8 protein-coding genes are annotated in these 24922 nt (G+C 49.3%); 2 read left to right on the top strand and 6 right to left on the bottom strand.

The window, feature by feature from the left end; translation table 11 throughout:
* Window positions 1–221 precede the first annotated feature (221 nt).
* From ACJJI0_RS02035 to ACJJI0_RS02020, 4 genes are all read right to left on the bottom strand, one after another.
* The gene (locus ACJJI0_RS02035; RefSeq protein WP_444884450.1) at window positions 222–485 is read right to left on the bottom strand and encodes a DUF7660 family protein; all 264 of its coding nucleotides are present in this window, start codon (window positions 483–485) and stop codon (window positions 222–224) included.
* Window positions 482–1567, bottom strand: a complete 1086-nt coding sequence (locus ACJJI0_RS02030; RefSeq protein ID WP_444884449.1) for a hypothetical protein — start codon at window positions 1565–1567, stop codon at window positions 482–484. Before ACJJI0_RS02030 ends, ACJJI0_RS02035 begins: the two co-directional genes overlap by 4 nt.
* 309 nt (window positions 1568–1876) lie before the next feature.
* Complete coding sequence (locus tag ACJJI0_RS02025) at window positions 1877–2086, bottom strand: helix-turn-helix domain-containing protein (RefSeq protein WP_252082131.1); 210 nt, start codon at window positions 2084–2086, stop codon at window positions 1877–1879.
* Between the two features lies 1 nt (window position 2087).
* On the bottom strand, window positions 2088–2597 hold the full coding sequence (locus ACJJI0_RS02020) for a hypothetical protein (protein WP_444884448.1): 510 nt from the start codon (window positions 2595–2597) through the stop codon (window positions 2088–2090).
* Window positions 2598–2736: 139 nt separating this feature from the next.
* Between ACJJI0_RS02020 and ACJJI0_RS02015 the strand changes: the two genes are divergently transcribed.
* Together ACJJI0_RS02015 and ACJJI0_RS02010 are read left to right on the top strand one after the other, a co-directional pair.
* The gene (locus ACJJI0_RS02015; RefSeq protein ID WP_444884447.1) at window positions 2737–4803 is read left to right on the top strand and encodes an alpha/beta hydrolase family protein; all 2067 of its coding nucleotides are present in this window, start codon (window positions 2737–2739) and stop codon (window positions 4801–4803) included.
* A 690-nt stretch (window positions 4804–5493) separates the two neighbouring features.
* Complete coding sequence (locus tag ACJJI0_RS02010) at window positions 5494–6216, top strand: outer membrane protein (protein WP_444884446.1); 723 nt, start codon at window positions 5494–5496, stop codon at window positions 6214–6216.
* 268 nt (window positions 6217–6484) lie between these two features.
* Here the strand turns inward: ACJJI0_RS02010 and ACJJI0_RS02005 are convergent, their stop codons facing one another.
* Together ACJJI0_RS02005 and ACJJI0_RS02000 are read right to left on the bottom strand one after the other, a co-directional pair.
* Window positions 6485–11710, bottom strand: a complete 5226-nt coding sequence (locus ACJJI0_RS02005; protein WP_444884445.1) for an OmpA family protein — start codon at window positions 11708–11710, stop codon at window positions 6485–6487.
* Window positions 11710–24747, bottom strand: coding sequence for an isopeptide-forming domain-containing fimbrial protein (locus ACJJI0_RS02000; RefSeq protein WP_444884444.1), 13038 nt, complete (start codon window positions 24745–24747; stop codon window positions 11710–11712). The genes ACJJI0_RS02005 and ACJJI0_RS02000 overlap by 1 nt, the downstream gene beginning before the upstream one ends.
* Between the last annotated feature and the right edge of the window lie 175 nt (window positions 24748–24922).

Genomic DNA, 24922 nt, shown 5'->3' with positions numbered 1-24922 from the left:
CAGCGACAAGAATCAGAATAAGATGACCCAGAATTACTATATCACTTAAATGACTTTGAAGATGTAAATATGGATTTCACCCAACATCATTTAGACCATTATCAGGGAGTGCCATCTTGCCTACCTGATTACCAATGGAAAGCATTTGGCAAGCTTCAGGATAACCGCTTATTAATTTCTAAATATATTATCCTAGGAGATAAGTAGGATTCCCTGGCAAATCATTCATAAATTCTTGCTGCATAAATAATTTCAGCAAAGACTTTCCACTGAACATTTTCAGGCACACCCTTCCCTTGATTTGCATAAAATCCATCCATGTCTTCCGTCCATGCCGCCATTGCTTCGAGAAAATTGGCTAAATCAGTATTTTCCCAGGTTGATGCGTTATTTTTGAAATCCTCAAGTACATCCAAGATGAAACTGGAAAAATCAGCCCTTGTTTTAATTTCACCCAGCTTATTTGGCAGATCTAGTGATTTCATCGATCTTCACCTTCTTCACGGATACGAATAGATGTACCATCGTTACGACTGGTAAACTTAAATGATCTGGTAGATAACTCCTCTGATGTGGCGGGAATTATTCTTATCGGCTTATTCGCCTCTTGAAAAGCTTTGAGCCTTCTATTATCCAGGGAGTAAATCTTTCCGTCACGACCAAAGACCCGAATAGGAGGGACATCATACGCAGTTACTTTACCCTCTTTAAGGTTTTGAATTAAATCTTCAATTTTACGACCATTTGAAAACGTCGGCTTAATACTATCCTGGGTAAATCTAACTTCTTTGGGATTTATCAGCCCCTTTCGGATCACAGCAACCCTTGGGGATGTTGCCCATTCACTGTAGGACGTAAAACGACCTCCGGTAGCATAAGACCGAACTCGAAACTTGTAAGAACCACTCTTTAATCGATTATTTTTTTCAATCGGGAGGGTTACTGATACAACTTTTGCTCCTATATAGACTGAGGACCATGTTGCACAATCATCTTTACACTGCTCAATTTCATACCCCGTTACTTTTGCTCCAGTATCTGGAGCTTCCCATTGAACTTTGACCGTTCCATGAGATTCTGGGTTGTCTGAAGCAGTAATCACTGATAAAGGGGCTGACTGTACAGGAGGCTGTACCTGCTGAACTCGTTCTCCCTCGCCACCAGAAGCGGTAACATTTCTTGGCGAAGAAGGTGGGATAGCTACATCTACCCACTTTTCATTGGAATAAGCGCCACATCCACTATTATTACAAGCCCGGACCTTAAATCCCCAAGATCCTGTAGATAACTTTTTAGCCCGATAAGAATGCCCAGAAATTTTTATGGGCTTAGACCAAACTCCATTATTTTTTTGCTTTACAAGCTCATAGGTGTCTACCGTCTCTGGGGGAGGATGCCAAGTTAACGTTATATCCCCAGTTCGACTTTTCATTTCCGAGACAGCTATTTCAACTTCTGAGGGCGGTGCCACCCCAAAGGCTGACTGACTAGAAAAGTTATTAGCAAAGGTTATAAGAGAAAAAGAAAGTAAATATAAATATGTAATGATATGCAGTTTAAAAGCCACTACTATCACCCGAAAATTTATATTGGTGAGTGGGAACTACCAATTGCCATATTACGGATGACAATTATAGGGTATAGCTTAGCTATAAAAGAAGATAGCTGCTGAATTACTGGTCAGCTTTAAGTGTGGAAAGTTGATGAACCACTACAGAAAAAATTTTAGGAAAGTAATACAATGCATGAAGATATACGGAGTCCAAAAGTTTATTCTTAAAGGTAACCCCGTACACTAATGTTAGATTCTGGCGAAATTTTAATTGACTATAACCTAGCCCCTTAACCTTTACCTATAAAAAATCCAGTGAGCAAGTCACTCATCCCGCCTGAACTCTAAAATATCACCTGGCTGACACTCTAGTGCCTCACATATTGCCGATAGGGTGTCAAACCTAACGCCCTTCACTTTACCACGCTTCAGTAGGGACAGATTAGCCTCAGTAATTCCTATCTCTGCTGCCAACGACTTTGAACTGACTTTTCGCTTAGCCAGCATTACATCTAGATTGACAATGATAGCCATGCTAAACAAACTCTTTGTTTTCTTGATCGATTTGTTTTGCTGCACGCAAAATATAGAGGACGCTCACTAGCACGAACAATGTAAATAGCCTGCCAATATCGAGTGCAAAGAATAAAGTAAACTCATTATTATGCACATACGATAGATAACTAAGCCACAGCGACTCCAACATACCTAATGGGATTGAAACTCCATATAGCCAAACTAGCCATAGATAGCATCGGTCACTCTCCTTACCAAAATAATCACCCTTGGCATACTGCCCAAAAAGTCGCCAAAGCCAGTAGATAAACAAACCGGAAAGCACAAAAGTTGGCAACTGGCCGAGGATTAGCATCGGTCTGAACTGATCACCTAACCCCCACAACTCTTGAAAAACTGGATTACTACTATTGAAGCCATTCATATCATAGAAAAAATAAATGATTGGTAAGCTAGTAACAGCAATAAGGCTAATTACCACGATTGCCCAACGTAGACGTGTACTTAAAACCTGGATCTTGTAGTTCACAATTTTGCTCCCACTGGATAGGCAGGCATTATACAACAATATAATATTTCTGCAATTAAGCAATAAATTATTGCTTTACAATAATTTATTGCTCATCTACAGTATGCCGCGTAGTCATTGTTGATAAGGAGTAAAACTCATGGAATTACAAAATCATCGCTGGTCAGTACGCAAAGCCATCTGTTGGCTGAGTCTTGCAGCCGCATTTAGTGGCTGCAGTGTGAACCTTCTCGTGGAGGATTCAGCATCGGCAGAAATTCAGCAGAAGCTACTCCCTGTTGAGAGCTTCTTTAATGACTCTGTAATTAGTGGAGTCAAACTATCATCTGATGGGCAATGGCTAGCTTGGCTCCAGCAATACAATGGAGCACTGAATATCTATGTAATGCCGAGTAACGGAAGTGTTGAAGATGCCTTCCCGTTGACCGCTTTTGCCGACGGCGCAGATAGCTTTTCTTGGGATAAGCATCAGCTCGGTATGTATGTCTCTAAAGATTCCAATGGAAATGAGCAACATCAGATTTATAAGTTGGATCTAGAGGTAAAAGGTAAAGATCTAAATTTACTCAATACCCATAAATTAACATCGAAAAATGGCGTAAATTATATACTTTTAGGACAAGCTTCAGAAAAGCCCAACAGTCTAACCCTCTTCGCTAATCACGACGATCCAAAGCTGTTAAGTTTTTACCAATTGAACACCCAAACTGGTAAGTTGACATCAATAATGTCGAATAATCAGCACTTCCATGATGTGCTGATAGACAAAGAGGGAATTCCTGTTGCCGGTGTAAGGTCCAACCCGGATTCATCCATGGAATTATTTATTCGTAAGAACAAATCCTGGCAAAAGTCTCTGAAAACTGAGCCGGGAGAAATCTTACACCTGTCCAGTTATAACTCAGATCTCGAGAGAGTCTATTTCGAGTCTAGTTACGGTGAGGCAGACACATCGGGGTTAAAGCAATTGAACCTGGCCTCAAGAGAAATTACTGATGTGCATACAGACCCCAATAAACGTGCTGATGTTTACAAGAGTCTTTTCAATAAAGATGGTGAGCTTCAGCTGGTTTCTTACTACTATGGATACCGAGAAGATTATCCGATTAGTAAGGAATTCCAAAAACACTGGCAATTTATCACTACTCAGTTTACTCGCAGAGTAGAGATCGATGTTATCTCTATAAATGAAGAGTCTGGCATTTGGTTGTTGGACATTGCTAGCGATGTCGATCTGGGAGCTTTTTATACCTACAATCAAACAGACCAGTCGCTAACGCGCTTGATTGATAAAGATACAAAGTTAGACCCTGAATCTCTGGCAGAAAGACGTTCTATTACCTATGAAGCCCGTGATGGCATCGCCATCCAGGCCTATTTAACGCTACCTAAAGGCAAGAGTAGTCAGTTACCGCTAGTAGTATTGCCGCATGGTGGCCCTTGGTATAGAGATTACTGGAGACTTGGTGCTGACTTTTTCAACCGTGTGTCTCAACTGTTAGCAAATCGTGGCTATGCCGTGTTGCAACCCAACTTTCGCGCATCTGCAGGCTTCGGGGAAACCTTTATTGCTTTGGGCAATCTCCAGTGGGGAACCGGTGGGATGCAACACGATCTGACGGATGGTGTTGAGTATTTAGTAGAACAAGGTATTGCAGACAAAAATAGAGTGGCCATCATGGGTGGCTCTTATGGCGGCTATGCGGCACTTTCTGGGTTGACTTTCACCCCAGATGTATATGCAGCCGCCATATCTTTTGTAGGTCCATCAAGTTTAATCACATTGATAGAATCATTCCCGGAGTATGAACGAGAATTTCTTTCTCACAGATTAAAAGCAATCGGTGACCCATTGGTACAAGCTGATCGAGAAGATATGCAAAACAGATCACCTATAAACTTTACTGATCAAATTAAAGCTCCTTTACTGTTGGTGCAAGGTGCAAATGATCCTCGTGTTACTCAGCTTGAGTCTGATCAAATTGCTATAAAAATGTATCAAAAAGATTTGGCTGTCGAGTATATTTTAGCTAAAGATGAGGGGCATGGATTTAGCAAGCGCAATAACCTGATGGCTTATTTAATAAAGATGGAAGAGTTTCTTGCTGAGCACCTTGGTGGTGAAGTGTACTCTGAAATCCCTAAGGAGCTTACTACTCACTTGGCAGGGCTTGAAGTTGATATATCAAAATTAGCCAAGCAATAATCTCAAGTTGATTTCTTGCGATCTTAATTTGATTGCCAACATAGCATGTCTGTCTTTGACCGATATTAATCAATATCGGTCAAAGACAGGCTACATTGAAAGCAAGGTCATTTCAGTTTCTAACAAACAATATTAAAAATTCCGTCACCCCAAGCACCTAAATGCCCTTTTCTCTTATTAGCGAAAAGATCTTACGAACATCTCACTTTCTATTTAGGTAGACTCATAACCTCAACTGGCTAATAGACATTATGAGTTAGCTACTAAACCATTATTCATTTGGAACATTCGTTCAAGTAAGACTCGACTCATAAAATCCCAGAAGATTAAATTAGGTACAGAAGTATCAATACCATCTTTTCCTAATCTTCAATTACATGTGGCCAAGTCTAAATTTGGCTCATTGTCACACAGTAGATTTTTGAGTATTGTTGTGCCTTTTTTACCGTAGCAGAGGTAGGGCATATCATAGAAGTAAGAAGTATCCACTGCTTTGTAGGGAGACAGGATACCTGTTGTCAGTCTTACCTAAGCAGTGAAGACCAAATGAATTTACTACTTCTCCACTACCTGACCTCAGTATTTCCAATCGAAGCAATGTCGCTATATTGATTGGTTTCAACCCGTTTTAAACCTAAGAACCCAGTCTTAGAAATTAAGAAAAAGCGTAGTAACCATATGGAGGAAGCCATGCATTCTCGTTTAACCACCGTTCTCGTAGCTCTTGTTATTTCAACTAACACTAGTGCAGCCGAGTTCGGCAACCAAAAGACACTAAGTTTCCATCCATATATATCCTTAAACACAGGATATAGCGAAATAGAACTTACTCGAGATTATCGAACAACTGAGAAAGGAAATACAAAGGAGTTTAGCTACTTAGAATTCACTGCTTCTGAGAGAGAGTCATGGAATAGTATTTCAATAGGGGCAAACTTTGACAATTATCCGCTGGAATTGCGATTAAGCTACAGCACCGTTTCTACTGATAAAATTGACGCGTGGGATTTTGATGAGAACGATCCCGTCACGGCGGTAATTTTTGATTCCTGGCAAAAGTTTGATTTAGAAGTATTCTCCCTGACCGGTGTTTTTGAGCTTTCGAAATCCTGCCAAAGAACCTGCCTGTATCTGCTAGGGGGTTATAGCTTTGGAGAGCTAGATTGGTCTCTATCTATGGAAGGGATAATTGAAGGAATCGACGTCCACGAGTCGAGATCATTCAACAAAAGCTTCGTCCACCTTGGAGGTGGGTTCCGCTACAACTTCACCGACTCTTTGCGTATGAATACTGAATATATTCAATATAATATCGGAGAGATCGGCAAATATAAAATAACTGAAAACGAACAAGTGGAATTCGATCTGGATAACCTTGGTGTATGGCAGGCAGGAGTATCTTATATTTTTTAATTGGAGATGAGTACGCGACTAAACACCAACTAGAGCCTCACTCCGATGGTCCTCAACAATAGTGACTTAATGAATCTGATACGCTAATTCCAAAAAAACAGACCGCGTGGAGTACAAATACTCCACTGGATCTTCTTTGTTACTTGTTGTGAGTGAAATCGAGTCTTTAAATCAAGAAGACCTGAGGTAACAACTTAATTACTAAATCCAACAGCAACTTAACTAGCAGTTTTCTCATATTTTCAGACTGTCCCTCACAACCCTTTGGTCATAACTTCCCAACAATATTCACAAACATCCCCTGGCTGTCGTAATCCAGCTGAGTAAGATCATCAGAGAAATCCGTAAAGTTGTAGCCCACCCCCAGCTTGAGGTGGTCACCAATATGGCGATATAGGCCAATTAATGCACCGCTCTTGCTGTCCTGCGCGTCGGGTAAATCGAGCAGGCGCCCTTCGATGAGGAGATCCCAGCGTTTTACAAAATGCCAGTCTGCGCGCAGTACATAGAGGCTGGCGCGGCTGTCAAAGAATTCCGGGTCTTCTCTATCCAGGCTTAGCTGACCGAGGCGGTAGGCGTATTTGCCTCCCAGGGTCCAGCGCTGGGTGAGATCATAGCTGGCATCCACGGAGAAAATATGGCTCTTCTGAATAAATTCAGCTGAGGTGTTTTCTACGGTTACCTGATCTTTGGTGGGCACGTTATAGAAATAGGTGTATTTCAATAGCGTGTTGAGGCGATCGTGATTCACCGGGCGGTAGGCGTAGCCCATTACCGCTTCGGTAAATTTTCCATCATAGAACTCGCCCTGGGAACTTTTGCTATCGGAGTAATTAAATTTGCCAACCAAGCGCCAGTCTGGGTTGAGCTGATAGCTCAGGGTGTTCTTCAGCAGCCAGGTATCGCGCTCGGATTCCAGCACAGTATTTTCATCCACTGCGGTTTCCATGGCATCGGTACGGTATTCCACCGCTGAGGCCAAACGGATCGCATCCAGGCTATAGCCCATATTAAGGCCCAGGGCGTTGCGCTCGGTTTTGGCACCGGTGCGTGGGTCTTCCAGGGTGCCCGCTTCTACCGTGGTGCCGTATGTCCAGCGATCATTGGGCGCCAGGTCCATACCCAAGGCATGCGTCAGTCCGGTGGAGATATCGCCGTGACTGTAGCGCTCCTCACCATACATGCTCAGGGTATCGGAATAACGGCTGCGGAAGCCGGTACTCATATTGCCTTTGCGGGCACGTACGCCGGTATCGCTGCGCTCGTTATCGAGGGTGTAATTCAGGTATACGCTGGTTCTGTCGCTCACCAGGAAGTCAGTGCCCAGTCGCGCGCCCATGCCGGTATCACCGCTGGAAACCTCACTATCCATGGTGAGTCTGTCGCTCACCCGGTAGGCACCGCCGACACCGACACGATTGTTTTCCTCACGAGTGCCGGTCACCTCTACGGTACCCTGCACAAAGCCGAAAGCACTCCAATTTTCGCCAGAATCATAACTGGCCTCCACTGCCATATCAGTGCGGTCGCCCTGGGTCTGGGTGGCCGCTACAACTTGGGAGAAATCTTCGCGGCTATCGCTGCGCACACCGGAACTGAGATGCCAGTGATCGTTGAGACGGTAGCCGAGCATCAAATCCGTTGCACTGGTGTGCAGGCCGAATTCCTCTTCTTTACTATCCGCTTTCAAGCCCACATCGAAACTTTCACCGAGAGGTAGGTTGATCCCCGCTCCAAACTGGGTGGTTTCACCGCGGGCAAATTGACCGGGGCCAGAAAACCCCGCTTCCCGTTGCTGGTGATAGAAATTACCGGAGCCGCGTAGGCTTTCGAAGAAATCACCCAGCTGTAGGCTAGCTTCAATTTTGTTGGCAGCAGCGCTAGCCTCAGGATCAAAAGTTTGACCGCTATCAAAAGTAAAACCACCATCTAAGGAGTTGGTACTATCGAGATTACCGCCTTCACTGTTGGCCACTTCCACTTTCAGCCAGCTGCCTGCCGTTTTACGTAATGTTAAGTCAAAGCCTTGCAGCGCAGTTTCGCTGTCATCCTCATCCTGTTGGGTAGCACTGAGCCCCAGCTTTACGTGATCTCCAAACCAGTAATGGGCGCGGCCACCAAAGGCAAGGGTATCCATCTCTTCAAAGCCGGGGGTATATTCGTAGCGGGCTACCAGATACTGCGGATTACCGTTGTAGGAGCCATCCTGGATTAACAGATTATCGTTAGCCAAGGCAGACAAGGGCTTGTTCAGCAGTACGCGGCCTTGAATGTAATCGATATCGTAATCGATCACCGGGGAAAGATTTTTTACTGCCAGTACCAAACCGGAGTCTTTATCCCGCACTTCAACCCGCAGGCGTTCGGAGCCGTTGAGAATATCCTGATGACGCATGAAATACAGGGAGCCACCGGTTCCACGATACTCATCGCGCCCGGCAATAGTGCCTGGCTCCGCACCAAAGGCATCGACCTGAAAGCGTTTTTCCCCGAAGCTGGTCATGGAATCGCTTTCGAAGTGGCCGTTAGCACCATAGAGTGCGCGGTCTATTTGCGCCAGTTCGTTATCGGCATAGGTCGCCTTGAAATTACCCCACAAGCCGTAGTCGTCGTACTTGGACAACTTCACATAAAACTTGCCGGAGGTGGGTGCGTCTTCCACTACGGTGGAGTCGTCACCAAAGGTGGGATAATAAAGATCACTATCTAAACGGCGGAACAGAGCATCGGGCGTTTTTTCCATAAAGTTGGAAAATAAATCATCCACCGGCCCCTCTTCCGTATCCGCACTGGCAGAGAGGCGCCAGCCCTCACCGAAACCACCGCTGGTATAAAACGCCAGGCGGCCATCGTAGCTAACAGAATTGTCGTAGTGGGTTTCATCGCCGGTAACCAAAGCTGCCGGGCCGTTGGTTTTGTCATAGCCAATCGTGAGATCGGCAATACCCACGGTAAACCAATCGTTTTTGGCAAATTCCAGATCGCGCAGGAACAATTCACCATTGCCCTCTTCATCCAGAACCGCCACTTCCACGGTGTGCATACCGGGGTCGAAAATTTGTTCGGCGACAAACTGGCCCTGCTCGTTGACCGGTACCGGGTTGCCCGCCAGCCACACAGTGTGCCCTGGCGGTACCTCGGCACCGTTCACCAGCACACTGTTACCATCCAGAGGAATATTTCTTCGCGCTAGGCGATTTTCACCGTAGCCAACCAATAATTCCTGTGAAACGTTTACCTCTTTCGTTGACTCTTCAACCTTATCCACCAGCCACAGAGTCTGCTCGGCAGTTTCATCGAAGCGGCCTTTTTTATCGTACACCCGCAATACATAGTGCAGTTTTTTTAGCGGTGCCTGGAAATGGGAAAATTCTGCAAACCACTCCCCTTCTCCGGCAGCCAGCGGGACTATGTCAAGCGGCGTGTCTCTCAGGGACTGCCCTTCTTCAAACAGGCGTACCTCTGCCCGCTCAATAAAACTGGGATAGTTGGTGTAGCTGCGGAAAACCACGCGGTTCTCGCTTTGCTCGGTATCCGGGTTATCCGCATAGCGAATGGTATTGGGCCAGGCTGAAATATTCAGACGCGGCTGCATTTTTTTGTTATCGAAGCGGAACTGGATATTGGCATTATCCAGCGCCACATCGGTACAGCGCTGCAGATCGGCAGAATTTTTATAGGGATCGTATTCGGGGCTGCCATCCACAGTAATACGCATTAAATTCAGTGAATAGGGGTTGTTAGCGATAGCTTCGCGGTTAATACGCTCGATTTCCAGGCGGTCGCTCTCCGCCAGAATCGCCAGCTCATCGTAGAGCACCTGCACTTCAACCCTCGCGCCTTCATCCAGGGTGAAACCGTTGGCCACTACATCGTCGGACTGCACATAACCGCGCCCTTCAAATTCCACTTGGGAGTCTTCGAGGCTGAGAAGCTCTTTTACCTGCTCCATCGCGCGGCGGGCGCGGGCACCAGAGAGCCCAACATCATCGCCGTAAACCATAGCTTCCCGGCGGTCCATGCGCTTATTTTCGCTATAGCCAATAAAGCTCAGGCGCACATTGGCTTTGCTCGAAATTTCCCCCATGGCAGCGCGAATTTGAGTCAGCTGCGCCTGGGTAATAATCGGATCGCCATTATCGAAACGGATAGGGGCTATATCGCCACGCAGGGATTGATGGGCAATGGTAATGGTTTCTGCGGCTGCCGCTTCCGGGCAGGCCTGTACGCCATCCACCGCCACTTCGAGGGGATCGTCGTACCAGAACTCCACTTCCACACGGCGGTTTAGGGTGCGCCCCTTGGGTGTATCATTAGCGGCTATGGGCTGACTGGCGCCCTTGCCGCTACTGGATATCATGGTGTCCGGTAGGCCCAGGGCATCGCGCACCGCCAGAGCAACACGGCGGGCTTCGCTATGGGACTTTTCCTGATAGGCACTCTGTTGCTGCTCAGAGCTTTCACCAATTTGCAGAGGCAACGCATCGGTATGACCAACAAAATGAATCACCAGATTATTTTTGTTGGCCAGATTTGTGCGCACTTCACGGATACGCCGTAAGAACGCCTCGGGTAAATTCGCCTGCCCCGGCTGCCAGCGCAAAGGATTAACCAGGTTTTTTAAGCGCGCGCGCTGTTCAGTGCCAGCGGTATAATTCAATCTACAAACCGTTTCCTGCCGACACACTTTGACCCGGTTAAGTGCCAGGGCTTCAGCGCGGGCACGGGCTGCCATAGCCTCTGCATCCAGAGCATCGTAACTCACCTGCACTTGCACACGACGGTTCAGTTCGCGTCCGGCAGTAGTGATATTGTCGGCAATGGGCTCTGCGTCACCGCGGCTTTCCACCGCGATCATCTCTTCCGGCAGTTCCAAAGCCTGCTGGAAAAAATCTGCCACGAATTGAGCGCGAGCAAGGGTAAATTCTTCCTTACTTGCGTAATCCGCAACGAATTCTTTTTGCATCGGGTCCGAATCGGTGTGACCAATAAAATGCAATTGGAAATTGGGCGTCTCTCCCAGCTCATCCAGCTTTTCACGCAATAACGCGATGTCCTCAGGAGAAACTTCATCAGCCACAGCGAAAAACTGTAATGGCTCGATAAAGTCTTCCACCACAATCGGCTCGGGAGGGGCAATAAAAGTGCCCGCATCCTGCAGCCATTGATTGGAAGGGGCGCGCAGCAACATCGTTTCCGTATTGCTGCCTATGGATTTTTCCTCAAACTCCGTCTGCGGCTCCTCTACCTCTGGCGCCAGTCCGGGAATTTTTTGCCACACCTGCCACCAGCTGGTTTCCAGGGGTTCGGCTACCTCGGTATCAGATTGCTGCTGCGCGTGTACAGGCATTGCCAAGGCCAAAGTAATCGCTGTGGCCAGGCAACGCTCACGCCGACGAAATGTGCGAGTGTTTTTTTTCGCAACAACCGCTGTGCCAGGTGTGCGCGAACACTCCAAGTTACTGCGCTTTTTATTGCCATCTGCAAAGGACATTACTGCCACCCTCCTTTGCTGGGCGGCGCACCACGCCGCCAGAACACTTCCGTTTCAATCGTCAGTTCGTAGTCGCCATAACTACGCGCCCACTGCTCGGCAATATCCGCCTTGATCGTTTGCAAACGCTCTTCCACCAAATCCGGGTCTTCATTTTCCGCGAGGTAGGACAGGCGCAATACCGAGGGCGCTTCACTGAGTTTTTCCAGCAGCAGCTCAATTCGGGACTGCCATTGGGGACGCATCTCGGTAGTTGTCGGTTCGAAGACCGCCTCGGCCATATCCAGGCGCACTACCCGATGCAGGCTGGCGCCGAAGTTAAACTTCACCATCTTGCCTCGGGTCGCACGCACCACGCGCGGGTTTTCTGTGGTGAGACGATAGCCGCTTGGCAAACTGCGGTCGTCGAGCTTGAGCACAAAATTGGAACCGCGATCGGGGTTCGGCACCACCGCACAGGTAATATGGAATCGACCGTGGGCATCGGCAGTGGCATTGAGACCCGTTGCACTGACGACCCTCGCACCGGCCAGTCCACCTTCACCGGCATCTTGGTAGCCGTTCATATTTTTATCGTCGAAGACCTTACCGATCACATCGGTACAGTCGAAAGTGGGGTCCGGTACCACACGCACGGTCGCCGAGGCTTCACCAGACGCCGCCTGCCCGGAGAGCTGGTTAAACATACGTGCACGGTTCACATACTTGCCCTCCCCTACACCGGAGCCTACAACGAGTAGCAGTTTCAACTCGCGGGTCTGATCCGCCTCTACACGTAGGTCCGACCAGATCAACTGTAACCCCTTCATCTCCGGTTCCACCGGTTCACCATCGAGACGCGCCGAGCCGGCCACGTATTTGAAGCCTGCGGGGAAAAAGTCCACCAGCTGCAAATCGGTGAGCGGTACCGGCAGGTTATTGCCGAAGGTAATGGTGTAAGGCACCAATTGGCTGCGGGTCACATTCAACATGGCCGCAGTTTTAGTAATAGAGAGCGCCCCCTCTAATTTCGGGTCCAGGGGGATATGGTTGTTGAACAACTGGCTATCCCCTGGAATTTGTTTGTTATCCAGAGTCAGGCGCAGGTAATAGTTGGTCAGGGTATCACGTGCTTCTATATCCAGTGGCGGATTAGCCGGGGACAGTTGCACCTCGCAGTGTTGCGCAGTACCCGGCACCATATCCGCATTACTGCCGAGGCAAGCGCCCACATCGAATCCGGCAGTCTCCTCATTGGTCTGCGCTGGAATAACCAGGGATTCACCACCGACATAATTGTCATCGGCCAGTTCTACTCGAATCAGGTAGTCCGCATTGGCCGGACAGGCGGCATCATCGAAATTAATATCGAACTTGTAGTAGCCACCGGCACGGGTTACCTGACCCTGCTGCTTTTCATCATCGAAGCAACGATTCGGCAGCTCCTGGCCTGAGCTGGCACGCAGCATACTCAGCGTAGCGCCGGTAATCGGAGCACGCAGGATGGAGTTGTAAATGACTCCGTTTGGCGTGAGCGGCAGGTTTAAGTCTTGCGGATTAGCACCCGACTCCACAAAGATCTCACTAATACGCTGGGGACCATTGGTGAAATCGGAAACCGGATTACCCAGAGATGCGGTACTTTCGCTGGCATCCGGCGCGGTATAGCGCATCTCGTAACTAAGGCCACCATAATTGTTGGGTACCAGTCCCTGGAAATGGAAATAGCCATTTTCATCGGTCTGGATTGTTTCCAGCAATGCACCGTTGAAATACAGATCCACTGCCCAATTCAACAGCAGGCGTTCATCGGCATCGGCCTGATTATTGAAGTTCACATCGTGCCACAGGTAACCGGCCAAATTAGCGATTCCCGGTGTGCCACCAACATCGATAGCAACACTGGCCTGGTTGCTTGAAGGTGGATCATTCCAGTGCACTTCCGCGGTATTCACCACGGTGTAGCCAATTTCCAGGCTGTCGGAAAGTTTTGCCTGGAAGCGCAATGTCACACTTTCACCCGGCAGCAAATCTCCATAAGTTGTGGAGTAGTCAGCAGTAATTACCGTACCGGCAACGCTGACTCCATCTACTTGGCCGTTGAGCATGGCAGAGTCTGCAACGTAGGTAAGGACACCATCGCCGGCAACCATTAGGTCATCAATAATATTTACCATGGTCGCCGGCACACCACTGATATTTTCAATGGTCACCAGATACTCCAGCACTGCTCCGGCTTCGGCTGCGCCACCGCCGACAACGGCAACTTCTTTTACAATTGAAAGCAGCTGTGCATCACCCACCACCACTAGTGTCGGTTGGGCACCATTGGCCGGATTGCCATCTGCATCAGTGAGTACCAGTGGCAGTTCTTCTGCAGCAACACTGCCCTGGTTACTGATTACCGTACCCCTGGCAGCATCCATATTCACCATTACATCAAAAGTTACGGTGGCAGTTTGTGCAGAAGTAATCACCCCCTCGTTGGCACCTGGCAAAGGTGGGGTTAGGTCATCAGAAGATACCGGCAATGCAGTATTCAGCAGTGACATACCACCGGCATTATCAGCAACCGCGATACCATTTAAGGTGGTACTGCCGGCAACATAAGTGGTATTTGCAGGCACTTGGTCAGTGAGTGCCACCTGCAGCGCATCAACCCCCCCCATATTGGTAATCGCAATGGTGTAACGCAGCACATCACCGGGGTCGACAATACCCGTAGAAATATTATCCACCGTAATTGCCACGGTCTTATGAGCAACCAGCAGGGGAACATCGCCAACAATATCTATTGTTGGATCGTTGGGGGCATCTGTAGCGGGGTCATCCGATGGGACTTCATCGAAGGGGCCACTACCAGCACCTTCGCCATTAACAAAGCCTTGGTTTGAAATAATAGTGCCGTCATTGACGTCATTAATGGTGACATCAAAGGTAACCATCACAGGCACAGCGCCAGTTGCCGCTGCAGCAATGAAACCATCGGCTTCGCCAGATGTATTAATGTTCATACCCGCTTCAAGCGGCGAAGCGCCACTTACATCTGTAAGCGCAGAACCATTCAAGGTGGTGGAGCCAGCAACATAAGTAGTATTCGCTGGGATCTGATCACGCAACATCCCGTTAACGATATTTTCGTTACCGGTATTTTCCACGCGAATGGTATAGCGCAGGGTATCCGCCACCATCAGCAGGTCCGGGTCACCGGTCATATCTGCTGAGGTTTTATGAATTACCAGCAGTGGTTCAGATTCAATTAATACCTGAGTAGGGTCTTCATCCCCCGCAGCGTCAGGATCATCAGTACCGTTAATATTGGGATCATCACTGTTTTTCAGTAATTGACCGGGCAACTGTACCTGAGCCTGATTCAACACAGTTGTACCGCTATCTATGACAGGGGCGAGACTTACTTCATAGATCAACTGAATGGAATCACCCGCACTGCCACTTGCTGCCAAGTCAAGATTGGTCACCTTCAACAAGCCACTGCCGTGGGTACCAGCAGAAGCATCTGTCCCGCTGCTATCGCTACTCGCCGGAGCAGTAACCAGTTGCAGGGAGCCCGACTGGAACAATGGCAAGCTGTTTAGGCGGCCCAAGTCATCAGTAATCTCAATACCACTGACATCCACACCGCTGATATTTTTCAAAGTGAGGGTGTAGCGCAATACCTCTGCAGGGCTGGCCGTGACAGCCGGGTTTTGTCCACGAGTAACATTCTCGACAGTCTTGTAGAAAGTTACCTTGGGAACTGAAGCACTCAGGGTATAGGCATCCTCATGATCGAGCACGCCAAGTGTACCATCGGTAGGCGCCGGACGGGTGTACTGACGCGCTTCAGGCGCACTGCTATCCCAACTGTGCCACAGCGTTACCCCGGCAATATTAGTGAGCGTATCGCCATCGTGGGTATCTACATCCAGAGTAGCGTCGTAACTTAGCAGCAGATGGTGATCCGCAGCCAACATTGCCCCAGCGCCAATTGATGTGATGGTAAGAGTACAACTGGCTGCATCAAAGGCCGTATTAAAATCGGTACCTTCGCTCAGGGTGGCAATCGCAGTACCGGCCGCATCGGTGATTTGTGCGGCAAAATTATTTGGTGCGGTTTCACACATGCCACCGGGATTATTGTCCGGCAGGATATCGGTCACGCTGATATCCCAGGCTGGGCCGGTACCAATATTGTGTAAGTCCAAAGTAAAGGTGCCAGGTAAACCGGACTGCAAACTGGCCGGGCCGGTTTTTGTCAGGGTAATCGCCGTGGGTTCTACCACCTGCATATCCAAGGTGGAATTACCCGTACCAGCACCCTGCCCCATGGCCGGGTTGTCATTATCGTAGTTGTAGCTGTAACTGGCGCTGTTGCTAAACATGAAGCCATCCACATTGGGTGGATTACTGTCGTGCAAGCGCAGCGTTACATCAATAACCACCTGCTCACCAGCGGGCACATCGATGCCGTTGGTAGTATCGGCAATCACCAGTGCAGAAGCGGAACCGGTATTTTGCGGAGTAAATGCATTTTTACCGGAAACCTTGGCCGCACCAATAAATTCCAAATCCGCCGCGGAAGCACTGAGGTCAATCAACACGCTAACATCGTGCAGGGCTGCTGGCTGCGGCGTTTGCGGAATAGTAATGCGATAATTGAACGGCTCGCCAATAGAAGCCGTGGGCTGAGTATTTTCAATGAAAAGCGGCGCGGCATTGGGAGTATTAAACTGCACACTCACCGGGGCTGTGGGGCCGTAGTCTTCGCGCATATCCGCAGTCACGGCCGTCGTACCGAGAGAAGGCAGATTGTCTCCATCCAAAGAGTAATAAGTCTCCACATAAGCGGCATTTTGCAGATTAAGGCCCGCGCCCAAATTAGCATCCGCCTGAACGCGGTACACCATTTGTAAAGTCTGGCCTGGGTTAATGGCGTAACCGGTACCCGCGGAGAAATCCCAAATCGCTGCGCCAGTGCTGCTGTCGAAAGTTGGAGCAACAACCGTTGCAGTAGCGCCATTGACAGTTACTGACTGCACATTGATACCAGCCTGGCGCAGGCCGATGGGAATCAAATCTTTAAAGAGCGGATCATAGGCGGGCGCAGAACCATTATTGGTAATAGTAATGGTGTAATCGACCCTATCACCGGCGGAGAGAGTGGTACCCCCAGCAGGGTTCGAACTGATTGCTATTGCCAGGTCTGGCTGTAGCAGATCCAGAGTTTCACTGTCATTGCGTGTTTCATTACCGGTAGCGGCATCGAAGCTGAAAACAACATTATTAGTGAGTGCAGTATTGTTGGCTGGCCATGGGTGCACATCGCGGTTTAATACCCGCGCGCGATAGCGCAGCACAAATTCATCATTAGCTGCGTTGTTATCGCCTTGGTTGCGCAAATCAGCAATATTCCAATTCAGTGTGGTCGGGCCCGCGGCCGGGTCACCAGCCTGCACCGGCTCGGCGATATCGTTGTGGAGGAAAGGTGCCACAGCCGCGAAAGGTGCATTGTTATCGCCATTGATCGACACAGTGCCGGCGAATACCATGCCCTGGGGCAAGGTATCGACAATCTGCGCCTTCGGTGCTGTACCTTCTGGCAGGGCCAGACGCAGCTCGTATTCCACCAGATCGCCGATACGCAACTGCACATCGGTGCTACCGTAGCTATCGTCAACACGGGTTTTGCTCAGTACGCTGTCATTGGAGGCGGTCAGCTGTGCGGCAATATTTTCCAGTACATAATCATTTAAACCGCCGACACCGTCAGCACCATTGCGCTCATGGGGACTGCTGTTATCTTCATCCAGACTGGTCCACTCGATACGCGCAGTGGTGGAAAGTGTGGCAGCTGCCAGCACTTCATCCAGTACCAGAGCATCGAATACCAGTAGGCTGTTATTACCGGCAGAGATATCCAGATCGCTGTTGGCACGGCTCCACTCGAGAGTTTGCGTAGTATTAACACCATCGCCGGTTACCGTGGGGTCGGCCTGGGCGGCACCTGCAAAGGTGACACTGCCCGGTACGAATTGCAGCCCCAGAGAGAGCTGCTCAAGGATAGCCAAATCGAAAGCGGTGGAATTCTCCGGGCTGCCCGCAGCGGCTAGGTCCAGGGTAAAGCGCAAAATATCGCCCGCATCGGGGTCATTACCGGGGCTGGTCTGGTTGACCACCGTATTGGTTGCGGATAAATCCGGCTCCACAATAGTAAGCACCGGCGCAGTGCCGACACCGCCGGCCTGTGCAGCCCCACCTTTAGTGGCGGCAAAGGTATAACTGGCTTGATTGGCAAAGTTGTGCCCCGCTTGCGCGGTTGCATTATTGGCAACCCGTGCGCGCACTTCAAAAATTGCCACTTCGCCGGCCGGAAGCATGTCAACAGCCAGGGCAATATTGTTACTGCTGGTGTTATCAGTAAATGCGCGGCCATTAATTTCCTGCAGCTGCACCAGTGTCAGGCTGGGGTCGAGCACATCGGTAATCACCAAATCGTGAATCGCCGCAGTAGTGGCGCTACCCGGTACTTGAATTCGGTATATCACTTCCTCACCCACTGCCGCTGTGGGGGCAGTAAGCAGCGTTTTCTGCGGAGGCGTTACCGTAGTGGCAACAGTACCCATCGGGTAAGGCGTTGCCAGGGGAACTGCAGCATACTGTTCACCGCTCTTGCTGGGCAGTGACCAAAATTCATTTGCTGTAAAAGTGTTTACCCAGTTTTCACCGCCGCCGATATCAGTATAAAAGCCAATTTCATAATAAATATCCAAGCAGGCACCAGCGTCGATAGGCACCTGTAAAGTAAAGTGCATATCGTCACCGCGATTGACCGGTGCAGTGTAGCTATAATCAGTACCTTGAGTCAGTACTGAGCCATCCAGGGAGACCCGTAAATTGGCGATGGAACTTTGCTCCATCTGCGTCGCCAGATCATCGGTCAAAGACAGATCGTAAGCTGGAGCCAAGCCAGTGTTACAGGCTTGTAAAGTAAACTGCATCACATCATTGGCCGGATCCACATTCATATGGGAACTGGGCCAGTTGGCATCGGTTTTAGTCAGATTCGCAAGGCGCGGCTGCAGTACTGTAATACTGGCGCTGTCCTGCAATGTGCTGGCAGCACCGGTGTAATTCAGTTGCGCAGTATTGGTGAGGGTGGCAGTGGGCACCGCAATGCCCGCGCCGGTTTGTACCTTGGCGGTGTACTCAATAATAAATTGATTGGTATTACCGAAGTTACTGAGGATATCGCCCAGATTCCAGGTCACGGTACCAGTATCCCCGGCGCCAGGCACGGCAATCGCCGCATAGGTGTAATCATTCAAGTTGTCATCGTAGGGCGCGGTGGTATCACCGTTCACGCTGACAATGGAATCAAACTCCAATCCGCTCGGCAGCGTATCGGTAACGGTTACCGCCGGTGTGGTGCCCGCCTGCAGATTCAGAACCAGCTGATAGGTAACAGTGTCACCAACCCGTACCGTACCCACTGGAGTGGCGCTATCGGAATCCGCAATGACTGTCTTGGAAATAGTGGTGTTATCCACCGTGTCGATACTGGCGCTGGCCGGGCCCACACAGTAATCATCCGGTGCCGAAATACTTGGGCAGCCAGCACCATCGCGTTCATAGGCCTGATCATTTGTACTGCTGTTGTCGAGAGAGGTCCAATCCAACATCACACTATTGCTAATGGGAGAACCAAATACCCCATTCACCTGAGTGCGGTAGGTAATCACCAGAGTTTCACCCAACTGCAGGTCCAGATTGTTATCACCGTTCTCCCGCCCCCAAATCAAGGGGCCATTGGGCGCTGCCGCCGGTGTTGAGACAAAACCTGCCACAGCACCACCATTAATTAGTGCCGTTGGGGTGAAACTGCTGTCCAGGCGCAATTCCGAAGGTAGTGTATCCACCAGATTTAAGTCGTAAGCAGCTGCTGTGGAGCCACCATCGTGGGCCACGGTAATTTCGTACTCCAGTACATCACCACCCACAGGCAAATTGCCGGGGTTGGTCGCATTACTGACGGTTTTACTGACCGCTAGCAAAGGCTCTACCACGGTAACCGCAGCGGTGTTGTCATTGAGATTTTCCCCGGCTCCGGTTTCGCCATTGCGGTAAGACAGGGTGGCACCATTGCGACGGGAATCGCCATTATTTGTAGCCAAATCATTGGCGATACGGGCAAAGTAGGTAATACGAATCAGTGGTTCAATAGTACCGCCAACCGTGTCATTTTCACTGGCAGTATCCACGGTGCCAATATTCCAGGTGGCATTGCCGGCAGTATTATCTGTGGGGAAACTATTGAATGCTGTTTCAGATGGCGCTGCGCCATTAATGGTTTCGATACCGACAAAATCATAAGTAATATCGAAATCGGCATTATGGCTAAGCACATAGCCTTCCGGGCTGCCGAGCTGATCGGTAACCGCTACATTTTGGCTGATACCTTCTGGCAAGCGGATTTCCAGCTGGAATTTTTTATGAGCACCAATGGTGGGAGCTAAAGCGGGCTGTAAATCGGTTTTGTTTATCTGTAACGGCAAGACTTCTGTCTGGGCACTGGCATTGGTTTCATAATCATTAATCGCGTCGCCACCATTTGGTAACACGCCGATACGCATACCGTCAGCAGCGCCATCATTGCCAATAGTCTTACCGCTATTCAGTGAAATATCTTTGCCCGGCAGGGACTGCCAGCGGGCCTGAATGGTGTTATCCAGAATCTCATGGGGCTCTACACCCTGCTCTACCCGCACATCAAAGGTGAATGACTTAGTAGCGCCCACGGCGATGCTGTAATCCGCATTACTGCGATTCCAGCTAAAGATCGGTGCATTAGCACCCACGGAAGTGATATCGACATTTTGGGGTGGATCATTACCTCCAATATTGCCGATATAAACTAACTTGGAGCCGGTAAGGTCATCGAGTACCTGTAGGTTATAGGCGGCGGCAGTACCGATATTTTCTGCAGTGACAGTTACTGTGAGAATATCATCCGCATCGCTGTTAGTTACTGCGAACGATTTGTTCAGCTGTATCTTAGGTTCCAGCACGGTAATTTCGTGGGAGGCAAAAGGTACTGTAACGTTTTGATTAGCCTCATCCACATAGCTCACCTGGGCAGTGGTGTAACTACCACCATTACCCAGCACATCACCATCACCGGTATTGCTGCTATTTTCAATGCGCGCAATAAATTCCACCGGGAAATCAAACAAGCTACCGGTTACCGTGGTGAGTTCCTGATCGCCAAAATTCCACTCCACGTAATCAGCGCTACCTGTACTGGTACAGGTAGCGCTAAAAGTACCACCGGGAATAAAACCAGCAGCATCGTAGGGCGATGCATCGAGGTTTACGGTTTGCCCTTCAACACAGCGCATTCCCGCCGGCAGTTCATCGCGGATAATAAAGTTACGCAATTTAGCTGCAGGAATTTTTGCGGTCAGCTGATAGCGAATTTCCTCGCCCACAACCGCAGTATCTTTATTGGTGCCGCTGGCAGCACCATTGGATAATTGCAAAGCCTGCTTCGGTTCCGCTTTCACCTCAATAATCTGCATTCGCGCTTGTGCATCCGCAGATTTATAGTGGCGCGCACGCCCTGCTGCGGGAGTGCCATCGCCAACGCCATCATTGTCCACGTCACTATCGATCTGTGTGGCGGTCTGTTGGCCAAAGTTGCCTTCCAGGCTGTCGTAGCGGGCATAAAAGGTATTGTTAAAAATTTGTAGTGGCGCTACGGAGCGATGTGGCTTAACGCGGTAGTAAAGGGTTACCGAGTCACCGGGATTAATGCGCTCCAGTGCTGTGGAATGCTCATAAGAGAAAGTGACAATCGCCGGAGTTCCACCACTACTACAATGGCTGGCTTCAGAATAATTATTAGCACCTGTAGTGGTGCCTACCCATCCATCATCACCGTTATTCGTTTCCGCTGAGCCATCACCATCGTTATCCAGGCCATCGCTGCTCAGGGCCTGCACACACATTTGACCGGAAGGGTCGAGCGTATCGGTGATCACCAGATCGTAGGCTGGAGCGCGGTTTACACCGCTATCGGCTGTGCGATTAGTCAGGGTCAGGCGGAAAATGTAAGTCTGGTCCCGGTGGCCTTCGTTAGTAAAGTCCACGAAATTTGTACAGCTGGTACCTATACCGTAGAGATTTTCGTTACAGACTTTTTTCTCAACTTCGATATGGGGCTCGGAGACGGTTACAGTTTCCGACCACTCGGTAATATCCGGGAAACCCGGTACGGTAGTAGGCACACCATCAATATTGGTAAAAATACCGCTGGTATTGTAGTTATCCACCACAATAGTTTCGGTGTCGAAAACCGCAGTAAATTGCGCGCGCGCGTAATCGGTGCTGGGATTGGCATGCTGATTCGGATCGGTGTTCTCAGTATCCACCGGATCATTGAGTAAGCGCGTGGTCATATCTGCAAGGAACCAGCGATCGCGCAGGGTTATCTTGGAGGTCACATCCCAGAGAAAGTCTGCTTCGCTAAGGGGAATATTCAAGCCCCCGGTCTCCACAATATCGCCACTGGGAATCACTACACAATTTGCCTGAGAAACCGGGTGCGGCAGGGTGACATCCGCACAAGTAAGCGGAGCATCGGCGATATAGCCCTGGCCATCCGGCAGGTCATCGCGCACATCAATATCGCGCACTTCAATCAGGGTAAATCCGGGCGTGTCGAAACCAAACCAGCCTCCGGCCTGGATTTCAAAGCGACACTCCTCACCTATCAACACACTGCTATTGGGGAATGCAACTTCGGAAGTTAATTCATTACACTGATCAGAGCGCTCCTTGATCAGGTTAAAACCCATTACCCGCGCGCGCATACCGTCGAGGGTGTAGTTATTGGCCAACTGCTTCTGGGGCGTTGTTTCATTCAACACCGCTGGATTAGGGAAATACAGCGGAGTGCCATCGGACAGGGCTATCTCTCCCACCACATCGGCGCGGAAGGTAAGATCATCATCGGTGGCAGAATGGTTTTTTTCTACCTGGAAAATAATACGCTCGGTTCTGCCCGGTTCAATGACACCATCTAGACTGGTACAGCGATAAACCGCAGCCGAAGCTGGCAGAAAGTCCGGTTGGTTCCAAAGCGGGTGCGCGGGCACGGTGCCGGGGTTAGGCTGGCCAACTGGAGTACAGGCGCGGTCATTCGACAGCACGCGCATGGCTTCACCAAAGGTGACATACACATCGTAGTTATCCGCATCGTGGCCACCATTGTTGGTTACATCTACCGTCAGCTCAGACGTACCGCTATCCCGCACAATGTACAGAGGATGCACGGTGCTGATATCCAGATCTTCCGGGTTCGGGGTAACCGACTGATTTTCAATCTGCGTGGGAGGATTGGTATTGGGGCAGAAATCCTCGTAGTCAATCGTTAAAACATTATTGGCGAGGCTAATATTACTGTTCGGGTCCTTGCCGTTACCTGCCGATTCTACTTCCACATCGAGATCGGCCATCTTGTCGAAAAAGTCAGGCTCAGTGGTAACAATACGGAAACGGATTTGTATCTCATCGCCCTGACGCATCATATTACGCTGGTCCGAATAATTCGGGTGCGTGGTACTACTCAGCAGGCGGAATTCCGGCTTGTTATTTTGCAGTGGATCAGTGTGCCATTGATTCCAATTGCTACCCACACGCCATTGCAAGGTATCGGCCTTACCGGGGTAAGTGGAGCTGTAGTTGGCCCCATGCCCATCAACGCCACGGCGCGAGCGGGTAATTTGTGGTGTATAGGTGGTATCCACCACATATTCATCCGGAAGATCACTAACGAACTGGATATCCTTAACCGAGCCACGTGTCTGGTTATTGATGGTAATGGTTACAAAACCAGCCGAACCCAGTGGTTGATTCAAATTGGTGCCAGTAATGGCCTGGGTAATATCGAGTGCATCGGCAACTCGGGCATACATCGCTTCGGAATCTGAACCGGGCCCTGAGCCTACTGCAGGAGAGGAAATACCCCCAACACCGGTATCGTCATCAATTTCGCAACCCCACTGTATATCTGAAACCGTATTAGTGCCGTCACTACAGGAGGTGTTTACCTTACCTACCAGATAGATATTCAGGGTTGAGTTTGCAGGAACATCTGTGCGTCCTGAACCACCGGAGAAGCTGCCATTCAGCTCAAAATTATTGATATTGTTGCTGGCTGAAACACACCCAGAGACACCTGGATTGGAACCATTGTTATTGGCGATAGCCTGAGCAGCAGATTCGCTGGAACAAGCATAATTGATGTCCATATTCGGGTTGGTCATCAAATCATCAAAGCGTACATCTTGCATATCTGCATCGCCAGCATTGGAGATAGCGATACGCCAGATCACGTCATCATTAATATTGCCATAAACATTATTGGTGTAATTAGATTGACCCGCATCGATATTACGCCCGCGTTTATCTACGGAGGGCAGCGGCTCTTTAATAGCCAGCTCCATACTATCGTAATCTGTCTCCGAATCACCACAATAGTCGAAAGAGGCAGATGCATTAATAGTGCGGTTGTTATTAACCAAATCCTCTTCACGGTCTGCCCTACTGCGCACACCGAAAGTAATCCATAAGGTAGTACTTTCATTACGGGCAGCGAGTGCAGACAGGTCGTTTTGGTCCCAACGGATAGTAGTGCCGCTGACAGTAGGTTCGCTTAAAACAGCACCAGAGCTTACTGTAGTGGAACCGGGGATATATTCCAGCTGTGAAGTCCCCAGGTTTTCTGTGACCACAATATTTTCAATATGCTGGGTTCCCATAAAACCACTACGGATGCTGGGAACAACAATTCTGATGGTCACCTGGCCATCGCCACAGAGTTCACACCAGCTATTACTATAGCTATGGTCAAGGATATTAAAAAATGCGGGATTATCCGGAGACGACGGACAATTGTGATCCGCCCTTGCCTGCGGAGAAAATAAAGCAATGTAAATACAGAGCAGCACTAAACCAACAAGCGCATTATTCCAGGATTTCCGTCCAATTACTTCCGACATCATCGTCACTTATTAGCCGCCGCTTTTCTGTTTACAAATCCTTGACAGTGCCCCCAGGCACTGCCGCCGCACAGGGTCTGCCCGGTGCGCGAACTTTAATTGCAGAGGGGAAAAGTGGCCGTGAAGCAGGTCATAAATACCGCCCGGCAGGAGGACTTTTTTGAAGATTGCCAAG

Source organism: Microbulbifer mixtoriginis (SeqCode) (assembly GCF_052466695.1).
The sequence above is the reverse complement of the archived record's forward strand: the minus strand, read 5'-3'. Positions and strand labels throughout refer to the sequence as shown.